Annotated in this window: 16 protein-coding genes; 2 read left to right on the forward strand and 14 right to left on the reverse strand. The window is 71.4% G+C overall.

Going from position 1 to position 19,879, the window contains the following annotated elements; genetic code table 11:
* Positions 1-7: 7 nt before the first annotated feature.
* The 8 genes from scpB to ACFYWS_RS23695 all read right to left on the reverse strand — a co-directional run bounded on the left by scpB (position 8) and on the right by ACFYWS_RS23695 (position 9,757).
* The gene (scpB, locus tag ACFYWS_RS23660; RefSeq protein ID WP_389279755.1) at positions 8-640 is read right to left on the reverse strand and encodes an SMC-Scp complex subunit ScpB; all 633 of its coding nucleotides are present in this window, start codon (positions 638-640) and stop codon (positions 8-10) included.
* Positions 637-1,635, reverse strand: coding sequence for a segregation and condensation protein A (locus ACFYWS_RS23665; protein ID WP_389279757.1), 999 nt, complete (start codon positions 1,633-1,635; stop codon positions 637-639). The genes scpB and ACFYWS_RS23665 overlap by 4 nt, the downstream gene beginning before the upstream one ends.
* A 27-nt stretch (positions 1,636-1,662) precedes the next feature.
* Complete coding sequence (locus ACFYWS_RS23670; RefSeq protein ID WP_389279759.1) at positions 1,663-2,244, reverse strand: hypothetical protein; 582 nt, start codon at positions 2,242-2,244, stop codon at positions 1,663-1,665.
* Positions 2,229-3,410, reverse strand: coding sequence for a ParA family protein (locus ACFYWS_RS23675; protein WP_389279761.1), 1,182 nt, complete (start codon positions 3,408-3,410; stop codon positions 2,229-2,231). The genes ACFYWS_RS23670 and ACFYWS_RS23675 overlap by 16 nt, the downstream gene beginning before the upstream one ends.
* Positions 3,411-3,752: 342 nt before the next feature.
* On the reverse strand, positions 3,753-4,868 hold the full coding sequence (ald, locus tag ACFYWS_RS23680; protein WP_389279763.1) for an alanine dehydrogenase: 1,116 nt from the start codon (positions 4,866-4,868) through the stop codon (positions 3,753-3,755).
* Between the two features lie 144 nt (positions 4,869-5,012).
* Positions 5,013-6,995 (reverse strand): tetratricopeptide repeat protein, encoded by a 1,983-nt coding sequence (locus ACFYWS_RS23685; RefSeq protein ID WP_389279829.1) that lies wholly within the window; start codon positions 6,993-6,995, stop codon positions 5,013-5,015.
* Between the two features lie 320 nt (positions 6,996-7,315).
* Positions 7,316-7,954 (reverse strand): NUDIX domain-containing protein, encoded by a 639-nt coding sequence (locus ACFYWS_RS23690; protein WP_389279765.1) that lies wholly within the window; start codon positions 7,952-7,954, stop codon positions 7,316-7,318.
* Positions 7,955-8,071: 117 nt separating this feature from the next.
* Positions 8,072-9,757, reverse strand: a complete 1,686-nt coding sequence (locus ACFYWS_RS23695; RefSeq protein WP_389279767.1) for a CTP synthase — start codon at positions 9,755-9,757, stop codon at positions 8,072-8,074.
* A gap of 519 nt (positions 9,758-10,276) precedes the next feature.
* On the opposite strand from ACFYWS_RS23695, the gene ACFYWS_RS23700 reads away from it, so the two are divergent.
* Both ACFYWS_RS23700 and ACFYWS_RS23705 read left to right on the forward strand, forming a co-directional pair.
* Entirely contained in the window at positions 10,277-12,079 is a 1,803-nt protein-coding gene (locus ACFYWS_RS23700; protein ID WP_389279831.1) for a glycoside hydrolase family 15 protein, read from the forward strand.
* A 62-nt stretch (positions 12,080-12,141) separates the two neighbouring features.
* Positions 12,142-13,818, forward strand: coding sequence for a PucR family transcriptional regulator (locus ACFYWS_RS23705; RefSeq protein WP_389279769.1), 1,677 nt, complete (start codon positions 12,142-12,144; stop codon positions 13,816-13,818).
* 9 nt (positions 13,819-13,827) lie between these two features.
* Here the strand turns inward: ACFYWS_RS23705 and ACFYWS_RS23710 are convergent, their stop codons facing one another.
* The 6 genes from ACFYWS_RS23710 to ACFYWS_RS23735 all read right to left on the reverse strand — a co-directional run bounded on the left by ACFYWS_RS23710 (position 13,828) and on the right by ACFYWS_RS23735 (position 19,868).
* On the reverse strand, positions 13,828-14,967 hold the full coding sequence (locus tag ACFYWS_RS23710) for a glycosyltransferase family 4 protein (protein WP_389279772.1): 1,140 nt from the start codon (positions 14,965-14,967) through the stop codon (positions 13,828-13,830).
* 213 nt (positions 14,968-15,180) lie between these two features.
* Complete coding sequence (locus ACFYWS_RS23715; protein ID WP_389279774.1) at positions 15,181-15,855, reverse strand: hypothetical protein; 675 nt, start codon at positions 15,853-15,855, stop codon at positions 15,181-15,183.
* 140 nt (positions 15,856-15,995) lie between these two features.
* Positions 15,996-17,720, reverse strand: a complete 1,725-nt coding sequence (gene recN, locus ACFYWS_RS23720; RefSeq protein WP_389279833.1) for a DNA repair protein RecN — start codon at positions 17,718-17,720, stop codon at positions 15,996-15,998.
* 136 nt (positions 17,721-17,856) lie between these two features.
* Positions 17,857-18,777 carry an NAD kinase gene (locus tag ACFYWS_RS23725; protein WP_389279776.1) on the reverse strand — a complete coding sequence of 307 codons (921 nt, stop codon included), beginning with the start codon at positions 18,775-18,777 and terminating at the stop codon, positions 17,857-17,859.
* Complete coding sequence (locus tag ACFYWS_RS23730) at positions 18,774-19,589, reverse strand: TlyA family RNA methyltransferase (protein WP_389279778.1); 816 nt, start codon at positions 19,587-19,589, stop codon at positions 18,774-18,776. Before ACFYWS_RS23730 ends, ACFYWS_RS23725 begins: the two co-directional genes overlap by 4 nt.
* Positions 19,590-19,595: 6 nt before the next feature.
* Positions 19,596-19,868: a hypothetical protein gene (locus tag ACFYWS_RS23735; RefSeq protein ID WP_389279780.1), complete on the reverse strand. Its 273-nt coding sequence runs from the start codon at positions 19,866-19,868 to the stop codon at positions 19,596-19,598.
* Between the last annotated feature and the right edge of the window lie 11 nt (positions 19,869-19,879).

Below are 19,879 nucleotides of genomic sequence, written 5' to 3' on the forward strand. Positions count from 1 at the left end.
ATTCCGTCTAGTCGTGTACAACCTCGGTACCCGGCGCATCGGGTGCGTCCGGGTCGAACGACGGGACCCCTTCCTGCGTATCTCCCTCGATCGCGTCCGCCTCGGGGAGGAAAGGCGCGAGTTCCGGCAGCTCGTCCAGGCCGCGCAGGCCCATCCGCTCCAGGAAGTAGTTCGTCGTCCTGTACAGGATCGCACCTGTTTCGGGTTCCGCGCCCGCCTCCTCCACCAGACCCCGCTGCAACAGGGTCCTCATGACCCCGTCACAGTTCACTCCGCGCACCGCGGAGACCCGGGAACGGCTGACCGGCTGCCGGTACGCGACGACTGCGAGGGTCTCCAGAGCCGCCTGGGTGAGCCTCGCCACCTGCCCGTCCAGCACGAAGCCCTCGACGGCCGCGGCGTACTCGGGCCGGGTGTAGAACCGCCAGCCGCCCGCCACGAGCCGCAGCTCGAAGCCGCGCCTCTGTACGCGGTACTCGTCGGCCAGCTCCCGCAGACAGTCGCTCACGGCCCTCCTGGGCCGTTGCAGGATCTTGGCCAGATGCTCCTCGGTGGCGGGTTCGTCGACCACCATGAGTACGGCTTCCAGGGCGGGCCTGAGATCAAGCTCCGCCACGCCACCGGGCTCCTGCTCGCTCACGTGGCGGCCTCCTTCCGCTCGGGGTCCTCGGGCACCACGGGCGCCCGGTCGAACTCGTCCGTCACCACCGGCTCGGCATCGGCGTCGCCCCCGGTCCAGCGCACGATCAGCTCGCCGAGGGCGGTCTCCTGATCGAGCCCGACGGCCTTCTCCCGGTACAGCTCCAGCAGGGCCAGGAACCGGGCGACGACGGTGAGCGTGTCATCGGTGTCGGCGACGAGCTCCCGGAACGGGGCCTCGCCGACCTCCTTCAGCCGGGCGACGACGTACTGGGCCTGCTCCTGCACGCTCACCAGCGGCGCGTGGATGTGCTCGACGTACACCTGCGGCTTGGGCCTGGGCTGCATCGCCTTCACGGCCAGCTTGGCGAACCCCTCGGCCCCGATGTTGATGACGACGTCGGGAAGCAGCTCGGCGTGGTGCGGCTCCAGCCCGACGGTCCGCGGATACCGCCGTGCCTCGTCCTCCATCCGCCCGCTGAAGATGTCGGCGATCTGTTTGTACGCGCGGTACTGCAGGAGCCGCGCGAACAGCAGGTCCCGCGCCTCCAGGAGGGCCAGATCGGCCTCGTCCTCCACCTCCGCGGCGGGCAGCAGGCGGGCGGCCTTCAGATCGAGCAGCGTCGCGGCGACGACGAGGAACTCCGTCGTCTGGTCGAGGTCCCAGTCGGTCCCCATGGCCCGGATGTGGGCCATGAACTCGTCGGTGACCTTGGACAGCGCGACCTCGGTGACGTCGAGCTTGTGCCGGGAGATGAGCTGCAACAGGAGATCGAACGGCCCCTCGAAATTATCGAGCCGAACCTTGAACTTCCCGTCGTCGACCTCGTCGACCTCGGCGCCCGCGACCTCCGGCACCACCGCTTGGCCCCCGGTTCCGGCCGAAGGTTGCGACGGCTCCGGCTCCGGTTCGCAGAGCGCACCGCGCCCGAGCGCACGCCGACGACCGCCCGGTGGCGGTGGCATCGGCGGACCAGAGGATTCGTTGACGGACATCAACCCAGGACGCTACCCGCCCAGCGGCTAGCGCCCCCGCAGCCGACGTACAAGAATGCTCGCGTCCCCACGGGACTCCAGGTCGGCCAGGACCACGGCGACCGCCTCGCGCACGATGCGCCCCCGGTCGACGGCGAGCCCGTGCTCACCGCGCAGCACGAGCCGCGCGTGCTCAAGGTCGATGAGTTCCTCGGCGGACACGTACACGGTGATCTTCTCGTCGTGCCGCTCGCGCCCACTGGGCCGCCGATTGGCCGCACGCGACCGCTTCCGCGCCGCCGCGGTGGAACCCCGCCCACCGGAACCTTCCTGCGCCCCGCCGGAGGCCCTGCGTCCCGCCTTCTCCGCGCCCTCCGCGGCGGCGGCCCGGGTCCGCGACCCGGCGTCCGACTCGGCCTCTGCGGCGGAGTGCTCACCGGAACCGGAGGAGGCGGGAGCCGCCTCCGCGTCACCGTCGGACGAGGCGGCCGCCTCGTCGCTCTCCCCGGCGGGCGGGGGGACCCGCGCCTCGCCGTTCGCCGAGCGCCTCGGCGACGACGACTGCAGCCCCATGCCCCCGGTCGTACGGAACAGTTCGTCGGCCCCCGGCAGACTCACTCGGCGTGACACCGGGCGAGCACCTCCCTGGCGAGCTGGCGATAGGCCGCGGCACCGACCGAGTTCGAGGCGTACGTGGTGATCGGTTCACCGGCGACCGTGGTCTCCGGGAAGCGAACCGTCCGGCCGATCACCGTGTGGTACACGTTGTCGTCGAACGCCTCGACCACGCGCGCGAGGACCTCACGGCTGTGCACGGTCCGCGAGTCGTACATCGTGGCGAGGATGCCGTCGAGCTCCAGGTCCGGGTTGAGCCGCTCCTGGACCTTCTCGATCGTCTCGGTCAGCAGGGCCACACCACGCAGCGCGAAGAACTCGCACTCCAGCGGGACGATGACCTTGTGAGCGGCCGTCAGCGCGTTCACGGTCAGCAGGCCGAGCGAGGGCTGACAGTCGATCACGATGTAGTCGTAGTCGGCCATCAGCGGCTTGAGCGCCCGCTGAAGTGTGGACTCGCGCGCCACCTCGCTGACCAACTGCACCTCGGCAGCGGACAAGTCGATATTGCTGGGGAGCAGGTCCATGTTCGGAACCGCGGTCTTCAGCAGGACCTCGTCCGCGGCCATCCCCCGCTCCATGAGCAGGTTGTAGACCGTGAGGTCGAGCTCCATCGGGTTCACGCCGAGGCCGACCGACAGGGCACCCTGCGGGTCGAAGTCGACGAGCAGGACCCGGCGTCCGTACTCGGCGAGCGCGGCACCCAGGTTGATGGTCGACGTGGTCTTGCCGACGCCGCCCTTCTGGTTGCACATCGCGATGATCTTCGCGGGGCCGTGGTCCGTCAGCGGTCCTGGAATCGGGAAGTACGGCAACGGACGCCCGGTGGGACCGACGCGCTCGCGGCGCTGGCGAGCAGCGTCAGGGGCGAGCGTGGCCGCGTACTCGGGGTCGGGCTCGTACTCGGCGTCGGGGTCGTAGAAGGACCCCTCGGGCAGGGTGTCGTAGTCGGCGAAGTGACTTTGTGTGTCGCCACTTCGGTCGCCGGCCATGGCGTTCACGTGATGGCCATCCATGCTCTGGTGTGCTGTCTGCGTCGGCGTCTGCTGGGGGATGCCCTGATAACTGCTCTGCTGCTGAGCAGCGAAGGTACGCACAGCGACGGGGCCGACAGCCTGAAGCCCCGCGGGAACCTGTCCGCCTGGCTGGCCACCTCCGGGAGTAAATGTCGACTCATTCACAAGTCGTCTTACCTCCTTGGATATGACCAGGAACATTTATCGATAGGTCAGCGTGGCACCATGCCGACGGTTGGCGACTCTATGGCGTGTCACCGCTCCGCAGCAACACAATCCGCCGGACCCGGCACGATGTGTCGGTAACGAAACACCCTCATGTCAAGGGCGTACGACGGCTCTTCGGTGCATTTCGTCGCCGTGCGAATCGGGTAAAGGGTTACGTTCAAGGCGAGTTGACCATGTCCGGACCCGTACCGTTCCCTTACACGTACGGCCGGACCCCTCGCAAGGTCCGGCCGTAGGCGTGAGATTGACGACTTTTGTTGACGTCGCCCTTGAAGCGGGTCAGCCGAGGAGGGTCTCGAGCTCGAGGTGCTCGAGGCCGTGCGCCTCCGCGACCTCCTTGTAAACGACCTTGCCGTCATGGGTGTTGAGGCCCAGGGCGAGGGCCGCGTCGCGGCGCAGGGCCTCGGCCCAGCCGCGGTTGGCGAGCTCGACGATGTACGGGAGCGTGGCGTTGGTCAGCGCGTACGTCGAGGTGTTCGGCACCGCGCCGGGCATGTTGGCGACGCAGTAGAAGACCGAATTGTGCACCTTGAAGGTCGGCTCGGCGTGCGTGGTCGCGTGCGAGTCCTCGAAGCAGCCACCCTGGTCGATCGCGATGTCGACAAGGACACTTCCGGGCTTCATGCGGGACACGAGCTCGTTGGTGACCAGCTTCGGCGCCTTGGCGCCGGGGATCAGGACGGCGCCGATGACGAGGTCGGCCTCCAGGCAGGCCTTCTCCAGCTCGAAGGCGTTGGAGACGACGGTCTGGATCTTCGTCCCGAAGACCTTGTCGGCCTCCTTGAGCTTGTTGATGTCCTTGTCGAGCAGGGTCACGTGGAAGCCCATGCCGATGGCGATCGTCGCGGCGTTCCAGCCGGAGACGCCACCGCCGATGACGACGGCCTTGCCCGCGTGCACGCCGGGCACACCGCCGGGCAGCACACCGCGGCCACCGTTGGCGGCCAGCAGGTGGTAGGCGCCGACCTGCGGGGCGAGGCGGCCCGCGACCTCGGACATCGGGGCGAGCAGCGGCAGCTGGCGGTTCGCGGTCTCGACCGTCTCGTACGCGATGGCGGTCGTGCCCGACTCCAGGAGCGCGTCCGTGCACTCCTGGGACGCGGCCAGGTGCAGGTACGTGAAGAGCGTCTGGTCCTTGCGGAGGCGGTGGTACTCCTCGGCGATCGGCTCCTTGACCTTCAGCAGCAGGTCCGCCGTGGCCCAGACCTCGTCGGCGGTGGGGAGGATCCGCGCGCCGGCCGAGACGTACTCGTCGTCCGTGATCGAGGAGCCCACACCGGCGTTCTGCTCGACGAAGACCTGGTGGCCGTGGCGTACCAGCTCATGCACGCCTGCGGGGGTGATGGCCACCCGGAACTCGTTGTTCTTGACCTCGCGGGGGATGCCGACCTTCATCGTCGATCACGGTCCTTGGCTCAGGGATTAAACGGGCAATGCACTACATACCGGCGCATCGCTGGACACACCGGGAGACGCCACGGATGACCGCGGCAGAGCCAGTCTAATGAAGGTTATTGAGCTGTCTAGCCTTTCGATGCATCAATCTTCTGCGGCTGCGCTACGGATTTCGCAGGTGCTGGCGGGCTGATCCGAAGGATCTGCTTCCGCCCCGACGGTGCCGGTCAGCTCCTCTCCCAGCATGCGCTCGGCCGCACCCCGGTGCAGCTTGGCGGCGGCGGGGTCGCCGAGCCGGTCGAGCGTGTCGGCGAGGCGCAGCTGGAGCGCGGCCTGCAGCCGCGCGTCCTGCGCCTGGCGCGCCCACTCGATCGCTTCCTGGCAGGTGTGCAGCGACTCCTCGGGACGGCCCGCGTATTCGAGCACCCGCGCCAACTCGCTCAACGCCCGCGCCTGCGCGGGCACATCGCCCTCCTTGCGGTACCCGGCGACGGCCGAGCGTAGGGACCGCTGCGCCTCGCCGTAGCGGCCCGCGTACGTGTGGACTCCCGCGATACGTCCATGAAGGCGCGCGGCGTCGGCCCGCTCGCCGCGCGTGAGCCGCTGGGCGAGGGCCCGCCCGTACCAGTCGGCGGCCCGCTGCCAGTCCCCGAGCGACTGGTGGGCGCCGCCTACGGATTCCATCGCGCGGCCCGTCGCGTACGGGTCCTGGGCGGCGCGCCCCGCGTCGAGAGCGGCCCGGTAGCGGGCCAGCGCCTCGTGGGTGCGGCCGGTCCTGGCGTCGAGGTCGGCGAGGTTGAGCAGGGCCGCGGCCTTCTCCCTCGGCAGGTTCCGGCGCTCGGCGACATCGAGCACGAGCCGGTGGATCCCGTACAGCTCGGCCGCGGCGTCCTCGGTCCCCCGGTGCGCCACGATCGCCCGTACGAGAGCGGCCATCAGGCGGCGGGCCAGCGTGTCCAACTCCCCGTCGGACACGGCCAGTCGGGCCGCGGCGAGCAGTGCGGGCTGTCGCGCGCGCAGCCACTCGGCCGCCGTCTCCCGGTCGGTGAAGCGCAGGGCGCTCGGCAGTCCGGCCAGCTTCGTGCGGGCCGGGGAGTCGAAGGGTTCGGTGACGGCGCGGCACGAGGTGAGCAGCCGCACGGTCCGCTCCAGCATCCGGGCGCGGGCCAGCTGCACCTCGGCAGGCCGGTCGACCGTCTCGGTGAGGCCGCGCAGGAACGGCGCGAGGCAGCCCGGCACCTCGTACTGCGGAAGCTCCGAGCCGACGCCGCGGACCAGGCCGAGGGTGACGAAGGCGTCGAGGGTGGAGTGGGCCGCCGCGACCGAGCAGCCGGCGAGCGCGGACGCGGTGTGCGGGTCGACATATCCCTCGGGGGCGAGGCACAGATAGCGCAGTATCCGGGCGGCGGGGCCCGGCAGCGACTCGTAGGCGAAGCGGAAGACGCAGGCGAGGGCCGAGCCGTCGGGCTCCAGGGCGTGCAGCTGCTTGGCCAGGTCGGCGACGGATTCCTTGGGCCGCGCGGCGAGCCAGCCGCCTGCGATGTTCAGGGCGGCGGGTCCTGCGCCGCACAGCTCCACCAGGGACTCGGCCGAGCGCGGGTCGCAGGTGACACGGACCGAACCGGTGTGCTGGGTGAGGAGTTCGAGCGCGGCCTTGGTGTCGAGGCCGCCGAGCGTGCAGGGCCGTACGTCCGGGATGCCGGTCAGCGGGCCCTCGGCGACGGCCACGGCGAGGCAGTCCGGGGTGTCGGGGAGCAGCGGGTCGACCTGCTCGGCGCTGCCCGCGTCGTCGAGCAGCAGCACCACGCGGCGCACCGCGAGGCCCTCGCGCAGCCGCTCGGCGAGGTCGTCCGCGCTTTCCCCGGGCGGGGCGGGCAGTTCGAGTGTGTTCAGCAGGTCACGAAGGACGCGTTCGGTGGGGACGGGGGTGCCGTCGGGGGCGGTGAGCCGGGCCCGCAGGGTGCCGTCGGGGTACTGGTCGGCGACGTTGCGCAACAGTTCTTCGGCGAGGGCGGTACGTCCCGTGCCCGGGCGCCCGGCGATCAGGAGCACCCGGGCACGCGGCGTCTTGCGCCCCGAAAGCGTGTCGAGTCCGGCCCGCTCGATGTCGGACCGCAGCTGCGACAACTCCCGCTTGCGCCCCAAAAACTGACGCTCCGCCACCTCTTGCCCCCGACGGGTGCGACGCCGTTTGCGGGACCGCCCGGGGGCCGACTCGACCTCCGTCACGTCGTCCGACTCGACCGCCTGATCCGTCACGGGCCACGCTCCGTCTCACCCATCCCCTCCGGGAGTCGGCAGGGGCGTTGCCGAGCCTAGTTGAGGGGGTACGGGTGACCTTGGCAGACGCCGCGCCCAAGTCGCCTGATCGGATCAACGGATGATGTGACCACGATCAAGCCCCGCCGGCGTTTGAGGCGCGGGGACCGGGGCGGAGCCCCGAGGCGTCACGCCTCGAAGGGCCGCGCGGGCCACTCTGCCAAGGCCGGGCGCAGCGAGTCCAGACCGTCCCCCGCAAGCACAGCGCTCAGCGAAAGCGCTCCCACCACAAGGCAGTTGTTGTGCAGCTCGCCCGCGAGCACACCCCGGACGAGGTCCGCGAGGGGGACGCGCGCGAACTCCATGTCCGCCTCTTCCTCCTCCACCTCGAACCGCTCACCCTCCGCGTCGGAGAGGTCCCGCGCGAGGAAGATGCGTACGGCCTCGGAGCAGCCGCCCGGCGTCGTGTAGACATCGGTGAGGACCCGCCAGTCCTCGGCCTTGACGTGCACCTCTTCGTACAGCTCGCGCTGCGCCGCGTGCAGCGGATTCTCGCCGGGGATGTCCAGCAGACCCGCCGGGATCTCCCAGAGCTTCATGCTCACGGGGTGCCGGTACTGCTTGAGGAGCAGCACCCGGTCCTGCTCGTCGAGAGCCACCACGGCCACCGAACCTGGGTGCACCTGGTAGTCCCGCCGGGCGACGGAGCCGTCCGGCATCACGACGTCGTCCGTACGTACGGAGGTCTTGTTCCCGACGAAGGGGGTGTCGGTCGCCCGGACCTCCCACTCCTCGGCGGTGTCCACGAGCGGCGTGTTGGCCGTCATACCGAAAGCCCTCCTACGTACGCATGAGCTGTACTCACAAGAAACCGGGGCGCACGCCGCAAAAGGCGTACACCCCGGTAACCGTACATCGCTGGTGCGACAAGCCCCGCAGAGCCCTTACTTGGCCTTCTTGGCCCCCGCGGAACCGCCCTGCGCGGCCTTCACCTTGCGCTCGACCGCGGCCTTCACCAGACCGGCGAACAGCGGGTGCGGACGCGTCGGACGCGAGCGCAGCTCCGGGTGCGCCTGCGTGGCGACCAGGTACGGGTGGACGTCGCGCGGGTACTCGACGTACTCGACGAGCTTGCCGTCCGGGGAGAGGCCGGAGAACTGCAGACCGGCCTTCTTCTCCAGCTCGGCGCGGTACGCGTTGTTCACCTCGTAGCGGTGACGGTGGCGCTCCTCGACGTACTCCTTGTTGTCGTACACCTCGCGCACGATGGAGCCCTCGGCGAGCTTCGCCGGGTACATGCCGAGCCGCATCGTGCCGCCCATGTCGCCCTCACCGGCGACGATGTCGAGCTGCTCGGCCATGGTCGAGATGACCGGGTGGGCCGTGGCCGCGTCGAACTCCGTCGAGTTGGCGTCCGGGATGTCGGCCAGGTTCCGCGCGGCCTCGATCACCGTGCACTGCAGGCCCAGGCAGAGACCGAGCAGCGGGATCTTGTTCTCGCGGGCGAACTGGATCGCGCCGACCTTGCCGGCCACGCCGCGGTCGCCGAAGCCACCGGGGATGCAGACCGCGTCGACGTCGCCGAGCGTCTTCTTGGCGCCGGCCGGCGTCTTGCAGTCGTCCGACGTGACCCACTTGATCTTGACCTTGGCCCGGTTGGCGAAACCGCCGGCGCGCAGCGCCTCGGTCACCGACAGATAGGCGTCGGGCAGGTCGATGTACTTGCCGACCAGCGCCATGACGATCTCGTGGTCCGGCTTGTGGACGCGGCCCAGCAGGTCGTCCCACGTCGTCCAGTCCACGTCACGGAACGGCAGGTCCAGCTTGCGGACGGCGTACGCGTCCAGGCCCTCGCCGTGGATGACCTTCGGGATGTCGTAGATCGAGGGGGCGTCGGGGCAGGCGACGACCGCGGCCTCGTCGACGTCGCACATCAGGCTGATCTTGCGCTTGATCGCGGTCGGGACCTCACGGTCGCAGCGCAGGACGATGGCGTCCGGCTGGATACCGATGTTGCGCAGAGCCGCGACCGAGTGCTGGGTCGGCTTCGTCTTCAACTCGCCCGACGGGCCGATGTACGGCAGGAGGGAAATGTGGACGACCAGCACATTGTCGCGGCCGACCTCGTGGCGGACCTGGCGGACCGTCTCCAGGAACGGCAGCGACTCGATGTCGCCGACGGTGCCGCCGACCTCGGTGATCACGACGTCGACCTCGTCCGTCGCCATGCGGCGGATGCGGTGCTTGATCTCGTTCGTGATGTGCGGGATGACCTGGACGGTGTCGCCCAGGTACTCGCCGCGCCGCTCCTTGGCGATGACCTGCGAGTACACCTGGCCGGTGGTCACGTTGGCCGAGCCGTCGAAGTCGATGTCGAGGAAGCGCTCGTAGTGGCCGATGTCCAGGTCGGTCTCGGCGCCGTCGTTGGTGACGAACACCTCGCCGTGCTGGAAGGGGTTCATCGTGCCCGGGTCGACATTCAGGTACGGGTCGAGCTTCTGCATGACGACGCGGAGGCCACGGGCCTTGAGCAGCATGCCGAGGCTGGAGGCGGTGAGGCCCTTACCGAGGGACGAGGCGACACCCCCAGTGACGAAGATGTGCTTGGTCGTCGAAGATTTCGGCTGCATGGCCAAGAGGGGGCTCCCGTGGTCGCGGTCGTGGGGGTGCGTGCCGACGCGCTCACCCGGTTTTCGGGAGGCGCCGTCGCTGCGGTTCGGGGGTTCGATGACCACCGGCTCACGGGCTACCAGGGTATCAGCGACGAGAGGAGGCTGCTTCCGGCCACGCTCCGCGCACAGGTCACCACGCAGGTGGGACGAGGCGCCGGCACTCACTCGTACGGCCCAGACGCTTTGTGGTGAGCGGCACGCGGATCACTTGAGCGGGACGTATCCTGCTCGGACACTCTGCTGGCGAGTCACAACGGAAAACGGCGTCACGACGGCAACACCCCCGCCCGTACCCCACCGTTCATCGGAGCACTCCGTCCGTCGCCGCGACCCCCACCCGGAACAACCGGCTCGTCAGTTCGTTTGACAACCACGTATCCGGACGGCGTATCAACGGACAGCACGATCCGTCGTCTCATCCCCCCAACCCTCGCTCCAACTTTTCCTGCAACCGTGGCCGTTCGACTGGAGATGCACGTGGCCGGGCGCATCGAGGATTACGCACTCATCGGAGACATGCAGACCGCCGCCCTGGTCTGCCGGGACGGCACAGTGGACTGGCTGTGCCTGCCCCGCTTCGACTCGCATGCCATTTTCGCCGGGCTGCTCGGCACCGAGGACCACGGCTTCTGGCGCCTGGGACCCGCCCATGCGTCCGATGCCGAGCCACCGAGCGCGGCGCGGCGCGGATACCGCGGCGACTCGCTGGTCCTGGAGTCGGAGTGGGACACGCCGCGCGGCACGGTCCGGGTCATCGACTTCATGCCGCCGCGCGACGGCGCGCCTCAACTGACCCGGATCGTGGAGGGCGTGAGCGGGCGCGTGCCGATGCGTTCGGCGCTGCGCATGCGCTTCAGCTACGGCCGGATCACTCCCTGGGTGCACAAGGTGGACGGCCGTACGGTCGCCGTGGCGGGGCCCGACTCCGTGTGGCTGGACGCGTCCACGGAGACGTACGGCAAGAACCTGACGACGTACTCGGACTTCACCGTGGCGCCCGGCGACCGCGTCACCTTCACCATCCAGTGGCAGCCCTCGCACAAGGGGCAGCCGCCGGTACCGGACCCCGAGTCCGCCCTCGCGGCGACGGAGGAGTTCTGGCGGGACTGGGTGGACCACTGCACGTACCACGGCCCGTACCGCGAGGCCGTCGTCCGCTCGCTCATCACCCTCAAGGCCCTGACCTACGCGCCGACCGGTGGCATCGTCGCCGCGCCGACGACCTCACTGCCCGAGGAGATCGGCGGCGTACGGAACTGGGACTACCGCTACACCTGGCTGCGGGACGCGGCGATCACCCTCTCCTCCCTGCTGCGCACCGGGTACCGGGAGGAGGCGCGGGCCTGGCGCGAGTGGCTGCTGCGGGCCGTCGCGGGGGATCCGGAGAACCTGCAGATCATGTACGGCATCGCGGGCGAGCGGGAGCTCGGTGAGGCGGAGCTGGACTGGCTGCCCGGATACGAGAACTCGGGCCCCGTCCGGGTCGGGAACGGGGCGGCGCACCAGCTCCAGCTCGACGTGTACGGCGAGGTCACCGAGGCGCTGCACCTGGCGCACATGACGGGGCTCACGCGGAACGACTACGCCTCGCTGCTCCAGCTCAAGCTCATCCGGTACCTGGAGAAGCACTGGGACGAGCCGGACGAGGGCATCTGGGAGGTCCGCGGTCCGCGCCGGCACTTCGTGCACTCGAAGGTCATGGCGTGGGTGGCCGTGGACCGCACCATCAAGCTCATCGAGTCCGGGGACGCGGACGGCCCGCTGGAGAAGTGGCGCGACCTGCGCGACGACATCCACCGGGACGTCTGCGAGAAGGGCTACGACAAGGAGCGCAACACCTTCACGCAGTCGTACGGCAGCAAGGAGCTGGACGCGTCGCTGCTGCTGATTCCGCAGATGGGGTTCCTGCCGCCCGACGACAAGCGGGTCATCGGCACCATCGAGGCGATCCAGCGGGAGTTGTCGACGACGGACGGCTTCATCCTGCGGTACCCGACGGACGGCGACAGCGCCGGGCTCGACGGGCTGCCCGGTGACGAGGGCGCGTTCCTCGCCTGCTCGTTCTGGATGGCGGACGACCTCGCGATGATCGGCCGGGTCGACGAGGCCCGCAAGCTGTTCGAGAAGCTGCTCGCGCTCCGCAACGACCTGGGCCTGCTCGCCGAGGAGTGGGACCCGCGGCTGCAACGCCAGGTCGGCAACTTCCCGCAGGCGTTCAGCCATGTGCCGCTGATCGACACGGCGCTGCGGCTGACGTCTTCGGGTGCGTACGGAGGCTAGCGAGAGGGGCCGGGCGGGGGCGGAGATGTTGCGCGGGCGGGTGCGCCGGTAGCGTCCGTGTCATGGACAGCACCTCGCCCGAGTTCACCGCGCTCTCCCCGGCCCCCTCCCCCAGCGGCATCACCGTGCGGCGCGCCCTGGAACTGCCCGGACTGCGCAGCGGGCTGCCCGAGGTGGTGGCGGGCGGAGAGCGACTGCAACGGACCGTGCGCTGGGTGCACGCCGGCGAGGTCCCGAACATCGCGTCGCTGCTCAAGGGCGGCGAACTGCTGCTGACCACGGGTTACGGGGTCGGGACGCGCCCCGCCGAACAGCGCGCCTTCGTGCGCAAGCTGGCCGAGCGGGGCATCGCGGCGCTCGTCATCGAGCTGGGTCAGCGGTTCGCGCGGCTGCCCGCGGCGCTCGTGGAGACGGCGCGGGCGGCGGGCCTTCCGCTGGTGCAGCTGCACCGCGAGGTGCCGTTCGTGGCGGTGACGGAAGAGATCCACACCGAGATCGTCAACGGTCACTACGCGCTGCTTCAGCGAGCGGAAGAGGTGCACCGGCGCTGCACGAACGCGCTCCTCGGTGGCGGCGGCGTCCCCCAAGTCCTGCGTATCCTCGCCGAGTTCAGCGGGAACCCGGTCTTCCTGGAGACCGCCGACGGGCAGCTGCTCTACGCGGCCGGGGCCGAGGACGACATCACCGATCCGCTCCAGGTGTGGGAGGGCATGCGCGGCACCCACCAGGACGAGCCGCCGGGCGGGGCCGTCCTCGTGGACGTGCCGGGCGGCGGCCCCGGAGCCGGGTCCGTACGGGCCCGCCTCGTGCTGCTGCCCGTGTCGGGGACGCTCGCGCCCGTGCACCGGATCGCCGCCGAACGGGCCGCCGGGTCGCTCGCCGTGGTGCTGATGCAGGCCCGCCAGGAGGAGGAGCTGGCAGCGCGCGGGCGCGGCGACTTCCTCACCGACCTCGCGGAAGGCCGGATCGCGCCCGACGACGCTCCGGCGCAGGCCCGCGTGCTCGGCTTCAAGCCGACCGGGAGCGGGCCGCTGCTGCCCGTCGTGATGAGGCTGCCGGGCACGCCCGAGACACCGATGGGCCTGTCGCCGGGCGGCGGCTGGGCGGTGCTCGCGCGGGCCGTGTCCGAGGAGCTGGCCTCGGTCGGGGTGCCGGTACTGCTTGGCGTACGTCCCGTGGAAGGGCGGGTGCCGCTGCTGCTCGGGCTCCGCTCGGAGTCGGAGCGGGCGGCGGTCGCGGACCGGGTCGCGGCGGCGCTGCGGGCGGGCGTGGCGCGGGCCGGGATGCAGCGGGCGGGTGCGCTGCCACCGGTCGTGGTGGTCGGCGGGGCGGGCGCATGGGGCGCGGCGGCGGCAGGGCTGCGGCACGCGGCGGAGACGGCGACGGCGGCGCAGGGCCTGGACGACCGGCCGTGGTTCGACGCGCGGCGCCTCGACATCGACCTGCTGCTGTGGCGGCTGCGGGACCATCCGGACCTGGCGGCGTTCGTGGAGCGGGCGATCGGCCCGCTCCAGGAGCACGACAGGCGGGCGAAGCCGCCGCTGCTGCCCACGCTCCAGACCTACCTGGCGCACGCCGGCCGCAAGGCGGAGACGGCGCGCGAACTCCACCTGAACCGGCAGACGCTCTACAACCGCCTCGCACGGATAGGCGAGTTGCTCGGCACGGACCTGGACGATCCGCAGACGGTGCTCGCGCTGAGCCTGGCACTGCGCGCGCGGCGGCACGCGGCATCTTGACCGACGCGCTCAGTGAAAGCCCGTCAACTCGTCGTAGACGCTGAGGACTTGGGCGACCGTCGCGTCCTCGGTCGGCCAGGATGCCGCCTGCGCGGCGCCGCGTTCCTTGAGCTGGTCCCGCCGAAGGGGGTCGGCGAGAAGCCCCTGCACGGCGCGGGCGAGCGCGGGCGCGTCTCCGTCGGGGACCAACTCCGCGCCGTCGCCGACCAGTTCGGGCATGCCGTCCGCATCCGTCGCCACGAGGGGTACGCGCGCGTGCAGCGCCTCCTGCGCGAGCGGCGAGCGGGACTCCCAACTGCTCGCCAGTACCGCGACATCGGCGGCGTGCAGGAGTTCGGCGACGTCGTCGCGGCGCCCCGCGAGCCGCACCGCCAGGCCCTCGGCCTCGATGCGCCGCTGGAGCGCGGGCCGTTCGGGCCCCTCCCCCGCGATCACGAGGAGCGGCACGGGGTCGAGCCCGAGCAGCGCGTGCGCGGCGTCGAGCAGCACATCGTGGCCGCGGTGCCGCTCCAGGCTGCCGACGGCCATCACCAACGGCCGGTCCACGCATCCCAGTTCGGCCCGCGTCTTGTTGCGGGTGCGCTCGGCCTCCTCGCCCTCCGGGAGCGGCTCGCGCGGCGCCGGGAAGGACACCGCGGCGAGCCGGGCGTCCCGCGCGCCGCGTGCCCGCGCCCGGTCCACCAGGTCGGAGGAGGTGCCGAGGACGACGGCCGCCGCCCTGGCCACGCGCCGCTCCAGCATGCGCAGCAGGTGGGTGCGGGCGGTGCGGGACCCCTCGGCGTACGAGCGGGTGTGCCAGGTGACGACGAGGGGGACGTGGCGGCCGCTGAGCGCGAGGGAGGCCCGCAGCGCGGCGTGCAGTCCGTGCGCGTGCACGAGGTCGGCGTCGGTGCAGGCGACGCGGAGCGCGGCGACGGACGCGGGGTCGCCGCGGCGCGGCACCGGAAGGTGGTGCGCGCCCGCGTCCTCGAACCCGTACATCCGCTCGGCCGCCATCGGCGCGCACACCGTGACACGCACCCCGCGGGCCACCAACCCCGCGGTCAGGGACCGGACATGGGAGCTGCTGCCCGCGCTGCCGCCGCCCAGCACCTGCACGGTGCGCAGCGTCGGCTGTCCGTGCGCTGACGGGCTGCTGGGGTGGCTCACGCGGCCGGGCTCCTGAGGGGTGTCGGCGAACTCGGTAGGTACGGAAGGGGTTAGGTATACGGAGAGTACGGGCTCAGGGATACGTATACCGTCGGTCCCCCAGGATGCCAGCCCGTACCGACATTCCGGCACCGGTCGCCGTCCCGCGCCGCCTCGGCCTGGGCAACACGGCACACCGGACCACCCGCATGGGTGAGTTGAGAGGCGCGATGCTTACGTGAGCGGGCGCTGGGCCAGCGTGCTCACCCGGTCCCCGTACACGGCCGCGGCGACGAGCCCGGCGGCGTGCGCCACCAGGCCGGGCCGCCCGTTCCCCGCGACGATGGCGACGCCGACGGCGGCACCGAGCGCGTGCGCGCCCGCGTCGCCGAGCATCCCGCGCTCGGCGAGATCGTCGGGCAGTACGGCAGCGGCGGCGCCCATCGGCGCGGCGGCGAGCGAGCCGCGCAACAGCCCCGGAACGCCCAGCGCCAGGGCGACTTGGGCCGCGCGCCCCGGCCGTACGTCGACGAGGTTCACGAAGTGCGCGGTGCCCGCGATGACGACGCCGGCGAGCGCCGCGTCGACCGGCCGTCGCTTCAGCATGGCACCGGCGACGAGGCCCGCCGCGGAGATGCCGAACAACTTCACTGCGCCGCTGGTGAGTTCGCCGTCCCGCAAGGCGCCCAGATGCGCTCGGAAGCCGCGCCGCGGGTCGTCGCGCCCGGCCACGTCGTCGTATCCGCCGCAGGCCCCGGCCACGAGCGTGGCGAGCAGCGCGGCGCCTCTCGCCTCCCGCTCGGCGAGGAGGGCGCCCGCGGCCGCGCCCACGGTGACGGCTGGCCCGGGACACAGGTCGACGGTCCGCCCGGCGTAGTTCTTCCGCTCCCCGACACTTGCGGGCTTCACCGACCGCAGAACACCGAGCACACCCCGGGTGACCGCCGCGGCCACGGCGGCAGTGCGCCAATCAAGCCCCGCCGGCGATTGAGGCGCGGGGCCCGGGGCAGAGCCCCGCGACCGGCGGACGCCCCACCGCAACGAAACACTCACGCATCCGCCCTCGCAGCCGAGAGCAACTCCTCCGCATGCGCCCGCGCCGTCTCCGAGTCCTCCTGACCCGCGAGCATCCGGGACAGCTCCCGCACCCGGTCCTCGCCTTCGAGCACGGTCACGCCGGAGCTCGTCACGGAGCCGTCGTTGGTCTTCTCGACCAGGAGCTGACGGTCGGCGAACGCGGCGACCTGCGGCAGGTGCGTAACGACCACGACCTGCGCCGACTTGGCGAGCTTGGCGAGGCGCCGGCCGATCTCGACGGCGGCCTTGCCACCGACACCGGCGTCGACCTCGTCGAAGAGATACGTAGGTACCGGGTCGTTGCCCGCGAAGACGACCTCCACGGCGAGCATCACACGCGACAGCTCACCGCCGGACGCGCCCTTCGCGATGGGCCGGGGCGGCGCCCCGGGGTGCGGGGCGAGCAGCAACTCGACCTCGTCGACACCCTTGGGGCCGCAGGCCACGTTCCTGCCGTCGACCTCGACGCCGTCGACCGCGTCCGTCTCGGTCTGCCTGATGTCGAAGGAGACGCGGGCGTGCGGCATCGCGAGCGAGGAGAGTTCCTCGGTCACCGCGGCCGCGAAGCGGTCGGCGGCCTCCACGCGCGCGTGCGTCAGTTCCTGCGCCAGTACGCCCAGTTCGCCGCGGAGCGACCCGCACTCCGCGGTCAGCTCGCCGATCCGGTCGTCGTCGCTGTCGAGTTCGAGAAGACGCGCGGCGCTCGTCTCGGCCCAGGCCAGCACCGCCGTCACGTCCTCGCCGTACTTGCGGGTGAGCGCCGTGAGCGCCGCCCGCCGTTCCTCCACCGCGGAGAGCCGCAGCGGGTCGGCCTCCAAGTTGTCCGAGTAGCCCGCGAGTTCGGCGGAGACATCCGTGAGCAGGATCTGCACCTCGCCGAGGCGCTCCGCGAGCGTGCCGAGCGCCGAGTCGTGGGAACGCACGGCCTCCAGGGCCCGGTGCGCGCCACCGACCAGCGTCTGCGCGTCGACGCTCTCCGGGTCCTCGGAGTTTCCGGCGAGCGCGGCGTGCGCGGCGGCCGCCGCCGAGGCCAGTGCCTCCGCGTGGCCCAGCCGGGAGGCCTCCTCGGCCAGCTCCACGTCCTCGCCCGCCCGGGGCTCCACGGCACCGATCTCGTCGAGCCCGAAGCGCAGCAGATCCGCCTCCTGCGCCCGCTCACGCGCGCGCGTGGTGATCTCGTCCAGCTCGGCGACGACGGCCCTCAGCCGCTTGTAGACGGCTCCGTACTTGGCGAGCGGCGCCGCGACGGCGTCCCCCGCGTACCGGTCGAGCGCCTGCCGCTGCCGGCCGAGCTTCAGCAGTCCCTGCTGATCGGTCTGGCCATGCACGGCGACCAGCTCGTCCGCCAGTTCGCCCAGCACCCCCACCGGCACGGACCGCCCGCCCAGGTGCGCCCGGGAGCGGCCCTCTGCGGACACGGTGCGGCTGAGCAGCAGCACCCCGTCCTCAAGCTCGGCCCCGGCCTCCTCGGCCCGGCCGCGCGCGCCCGAGTCGGCGGGCACGGCGATGCGCCCCTCGACCACGGCGTTCTTCGCCCCGATCCGTACGAGCGCGGGGTCAGCGCGCCCGCCGAGCAGCAAGCCGAGACTGGTGACGACCATGGTCTTGCCCGCGCCCGTCTCACCGGTGACCGCCGTGAAGCCGGGCGAAAGCTCGACCACGGCGTCGTCGATGACTCCGAGCGACCGTATCCGCATCTCCTCCAACACGCCTCTGACCTTACGAGGTCGGAGGCCATCCGTGCGACGGACCCCGGCCCCCTCCCTCGATTCCGCAGGTCGGAGGGCGGATAAGGCGACAAACCTTCACGCCACCGTCACTCGAACGTGCCGGTCAGTGCGGGGCGCCGCGCCACCCGGCGACCGGGAGCGCGAACTTGGCCACGAGCCGGTCGGTGAACACCGCGTGGTGCAGCCGGGCAAGCCGGACCGGCACCTCACCCCGGCGCACCTCGATCCGCGCGCCCGGGGGCAGCTCCACGGTCCGCCGCCCGTCGCACCACAGCACGCCGTGCGGCGTGTGCTGCTGCACCTCGACGGCGAGCACCGAATCCGGCGACGTGATGAGCGGCTTCGCGAACAGGGCGTGCGCGCTGATCGGCACCATGAGCAGCGCCTCGACCTCGGGCCACACCACGGGACCGCCGGCGGAGAACGCATAGGCGGTGGACCCGGTGGGCGTCGCGCACACGATGCCGTCGCACCCGAATCCCGTGACGGGCCGGCCGTCGATCTCCAGCACGACCTCGAGCATCCGCTCGGGCTCGATCTTCTGGACGGCCGCCTCGTTGAGCGCCCAGTCCCGGTGCACGACGTCGCCGTTGCGGAGCACGGCGACGTCGATCGTCATGCGCTCCTCGACCTCGTACTCCTTGGTGACGACGCGGTCGACGACCTTGTCCAGGTCGTCGCGCTCCGCCTCCGCGAGGAAGCCGACGCGGCCCAGGTTCACCCCGAGCATCGGCACCCCGGACGCCCGCGCGAACTCGGCGCCGCGCAGCAGCGTGCCGTCCCCGCCGAGCACGACGAGCAGCTCACAGCCGTCGAGACAGGCAGGCGTCGCCTCCGACTCCTTCACCAGTTCCACGGTGTCGGGCAGCGGCAGGTCCTGCGCCTCCGTCTCCAGGACCCGCACGCCGAGGCCGCTGCGCAGGAGTCCCTGCACGACGAGTTCGGCGCTGCGGATCGCGGCCGGCCGCCCGGTGTGGGCGAGCAGGAAAACCGTACGAGCTCGGGTCTGTGGCCGCTGTGTCAACGGGGTCCCTCCGCCAATGCGCGATCAACGTCGGCCGGGTCGAGCTGATCCGCCCCGGCACGCAGCCACAGAAAGTACTCGACGTTCCCGGACGGCCCCGGCAGGGGGCTCGCGGTCACCCCGCGCACGCCGTACCCGAGCTTCCATGCCTGCTCGGCGACCCTGCGGACCGCCTCGGCCCGCAGTTCGGGGCTGCGCACGACGCCGCCGCTGCCGAGCCGCTCCTTGCCCACCTCGAACTGCGGCTTGACCATCAGCACGAGATCCGCCTCCGGTGCCGCGCAGCGCACGAGGGCGGGCAGCACAAGGCCGAGCGGGATAAAGGACAGGTCTCCGACCACGATGTCCACGGGTACGTCATCGATCGCCTCCAACGTCAATTCGCGTACGTTCGTACGGTCCTTGACGGTGACGCGTTCATCGCTCTGCAGTGACCACGCAAGTTGCCCGTAGCCGACGTCGACGGCGACGACGTGCGCGACCCCGGCCCGCAGCAGCACATCGGTGAAGCCACCGGTGGACGCGCCCGCGTCCAGGGCTCTGCGCCCCTCGACGACGAGCCCTTGCGGACCGAACGCCTCCAGCGCGCCCGCGAGCTTGTGCCCGCCGCGCGAGACGTAGTCGGGGACGCTGTCGTCCGCGGCGACGATGATCGACACGCCCGTGTCCACCTGTGTCGCGGGCTTGGTCGCGACGATCTTGGCCACACTGACCCGGCCCGCGGCGATCAGCTGACTGGCGTGCTCGCGCGAACGGGCCAGCTTGCGGTTGACGAGTTCGGCGTCGAGGCGGCGACGTGCCACACCTGCCACGGTGGTTCAGCTCCTGTTGTCATACGTGGACGGGGACGGGGTCCTGGCATCCAGCGCGGTCAGCGCGTTCCGCAGCCCCTGGTGTACATCCTCGTACACCTCGGCGTGCCCGCTCGCGGCGAGGTGGTCCACATCGCCGAGCCGCTCCAGCTGCGCGTCCACCTCGGCGTTGCCCGTGGGGGTGCGCTCGATGCCGAGCGGGGCCGGGGCCGCGGGGTCGTACGAGGGTTCCGTGGCCGGTTCCGGCACGTCGGTGGGCTCGGTGGGCGTCTCGCTCATGCCCCGACGCT

This window comes from Streptomyces sp. NPDC002795 (genome assembly GCF_042888725.1).
In the GTDB taxonomy this organism is placed as follows: Bacteria; Actinomycetota; Actinomycetes; order Streptomycetales; family Streptomycetaceae; genus Streptomyces.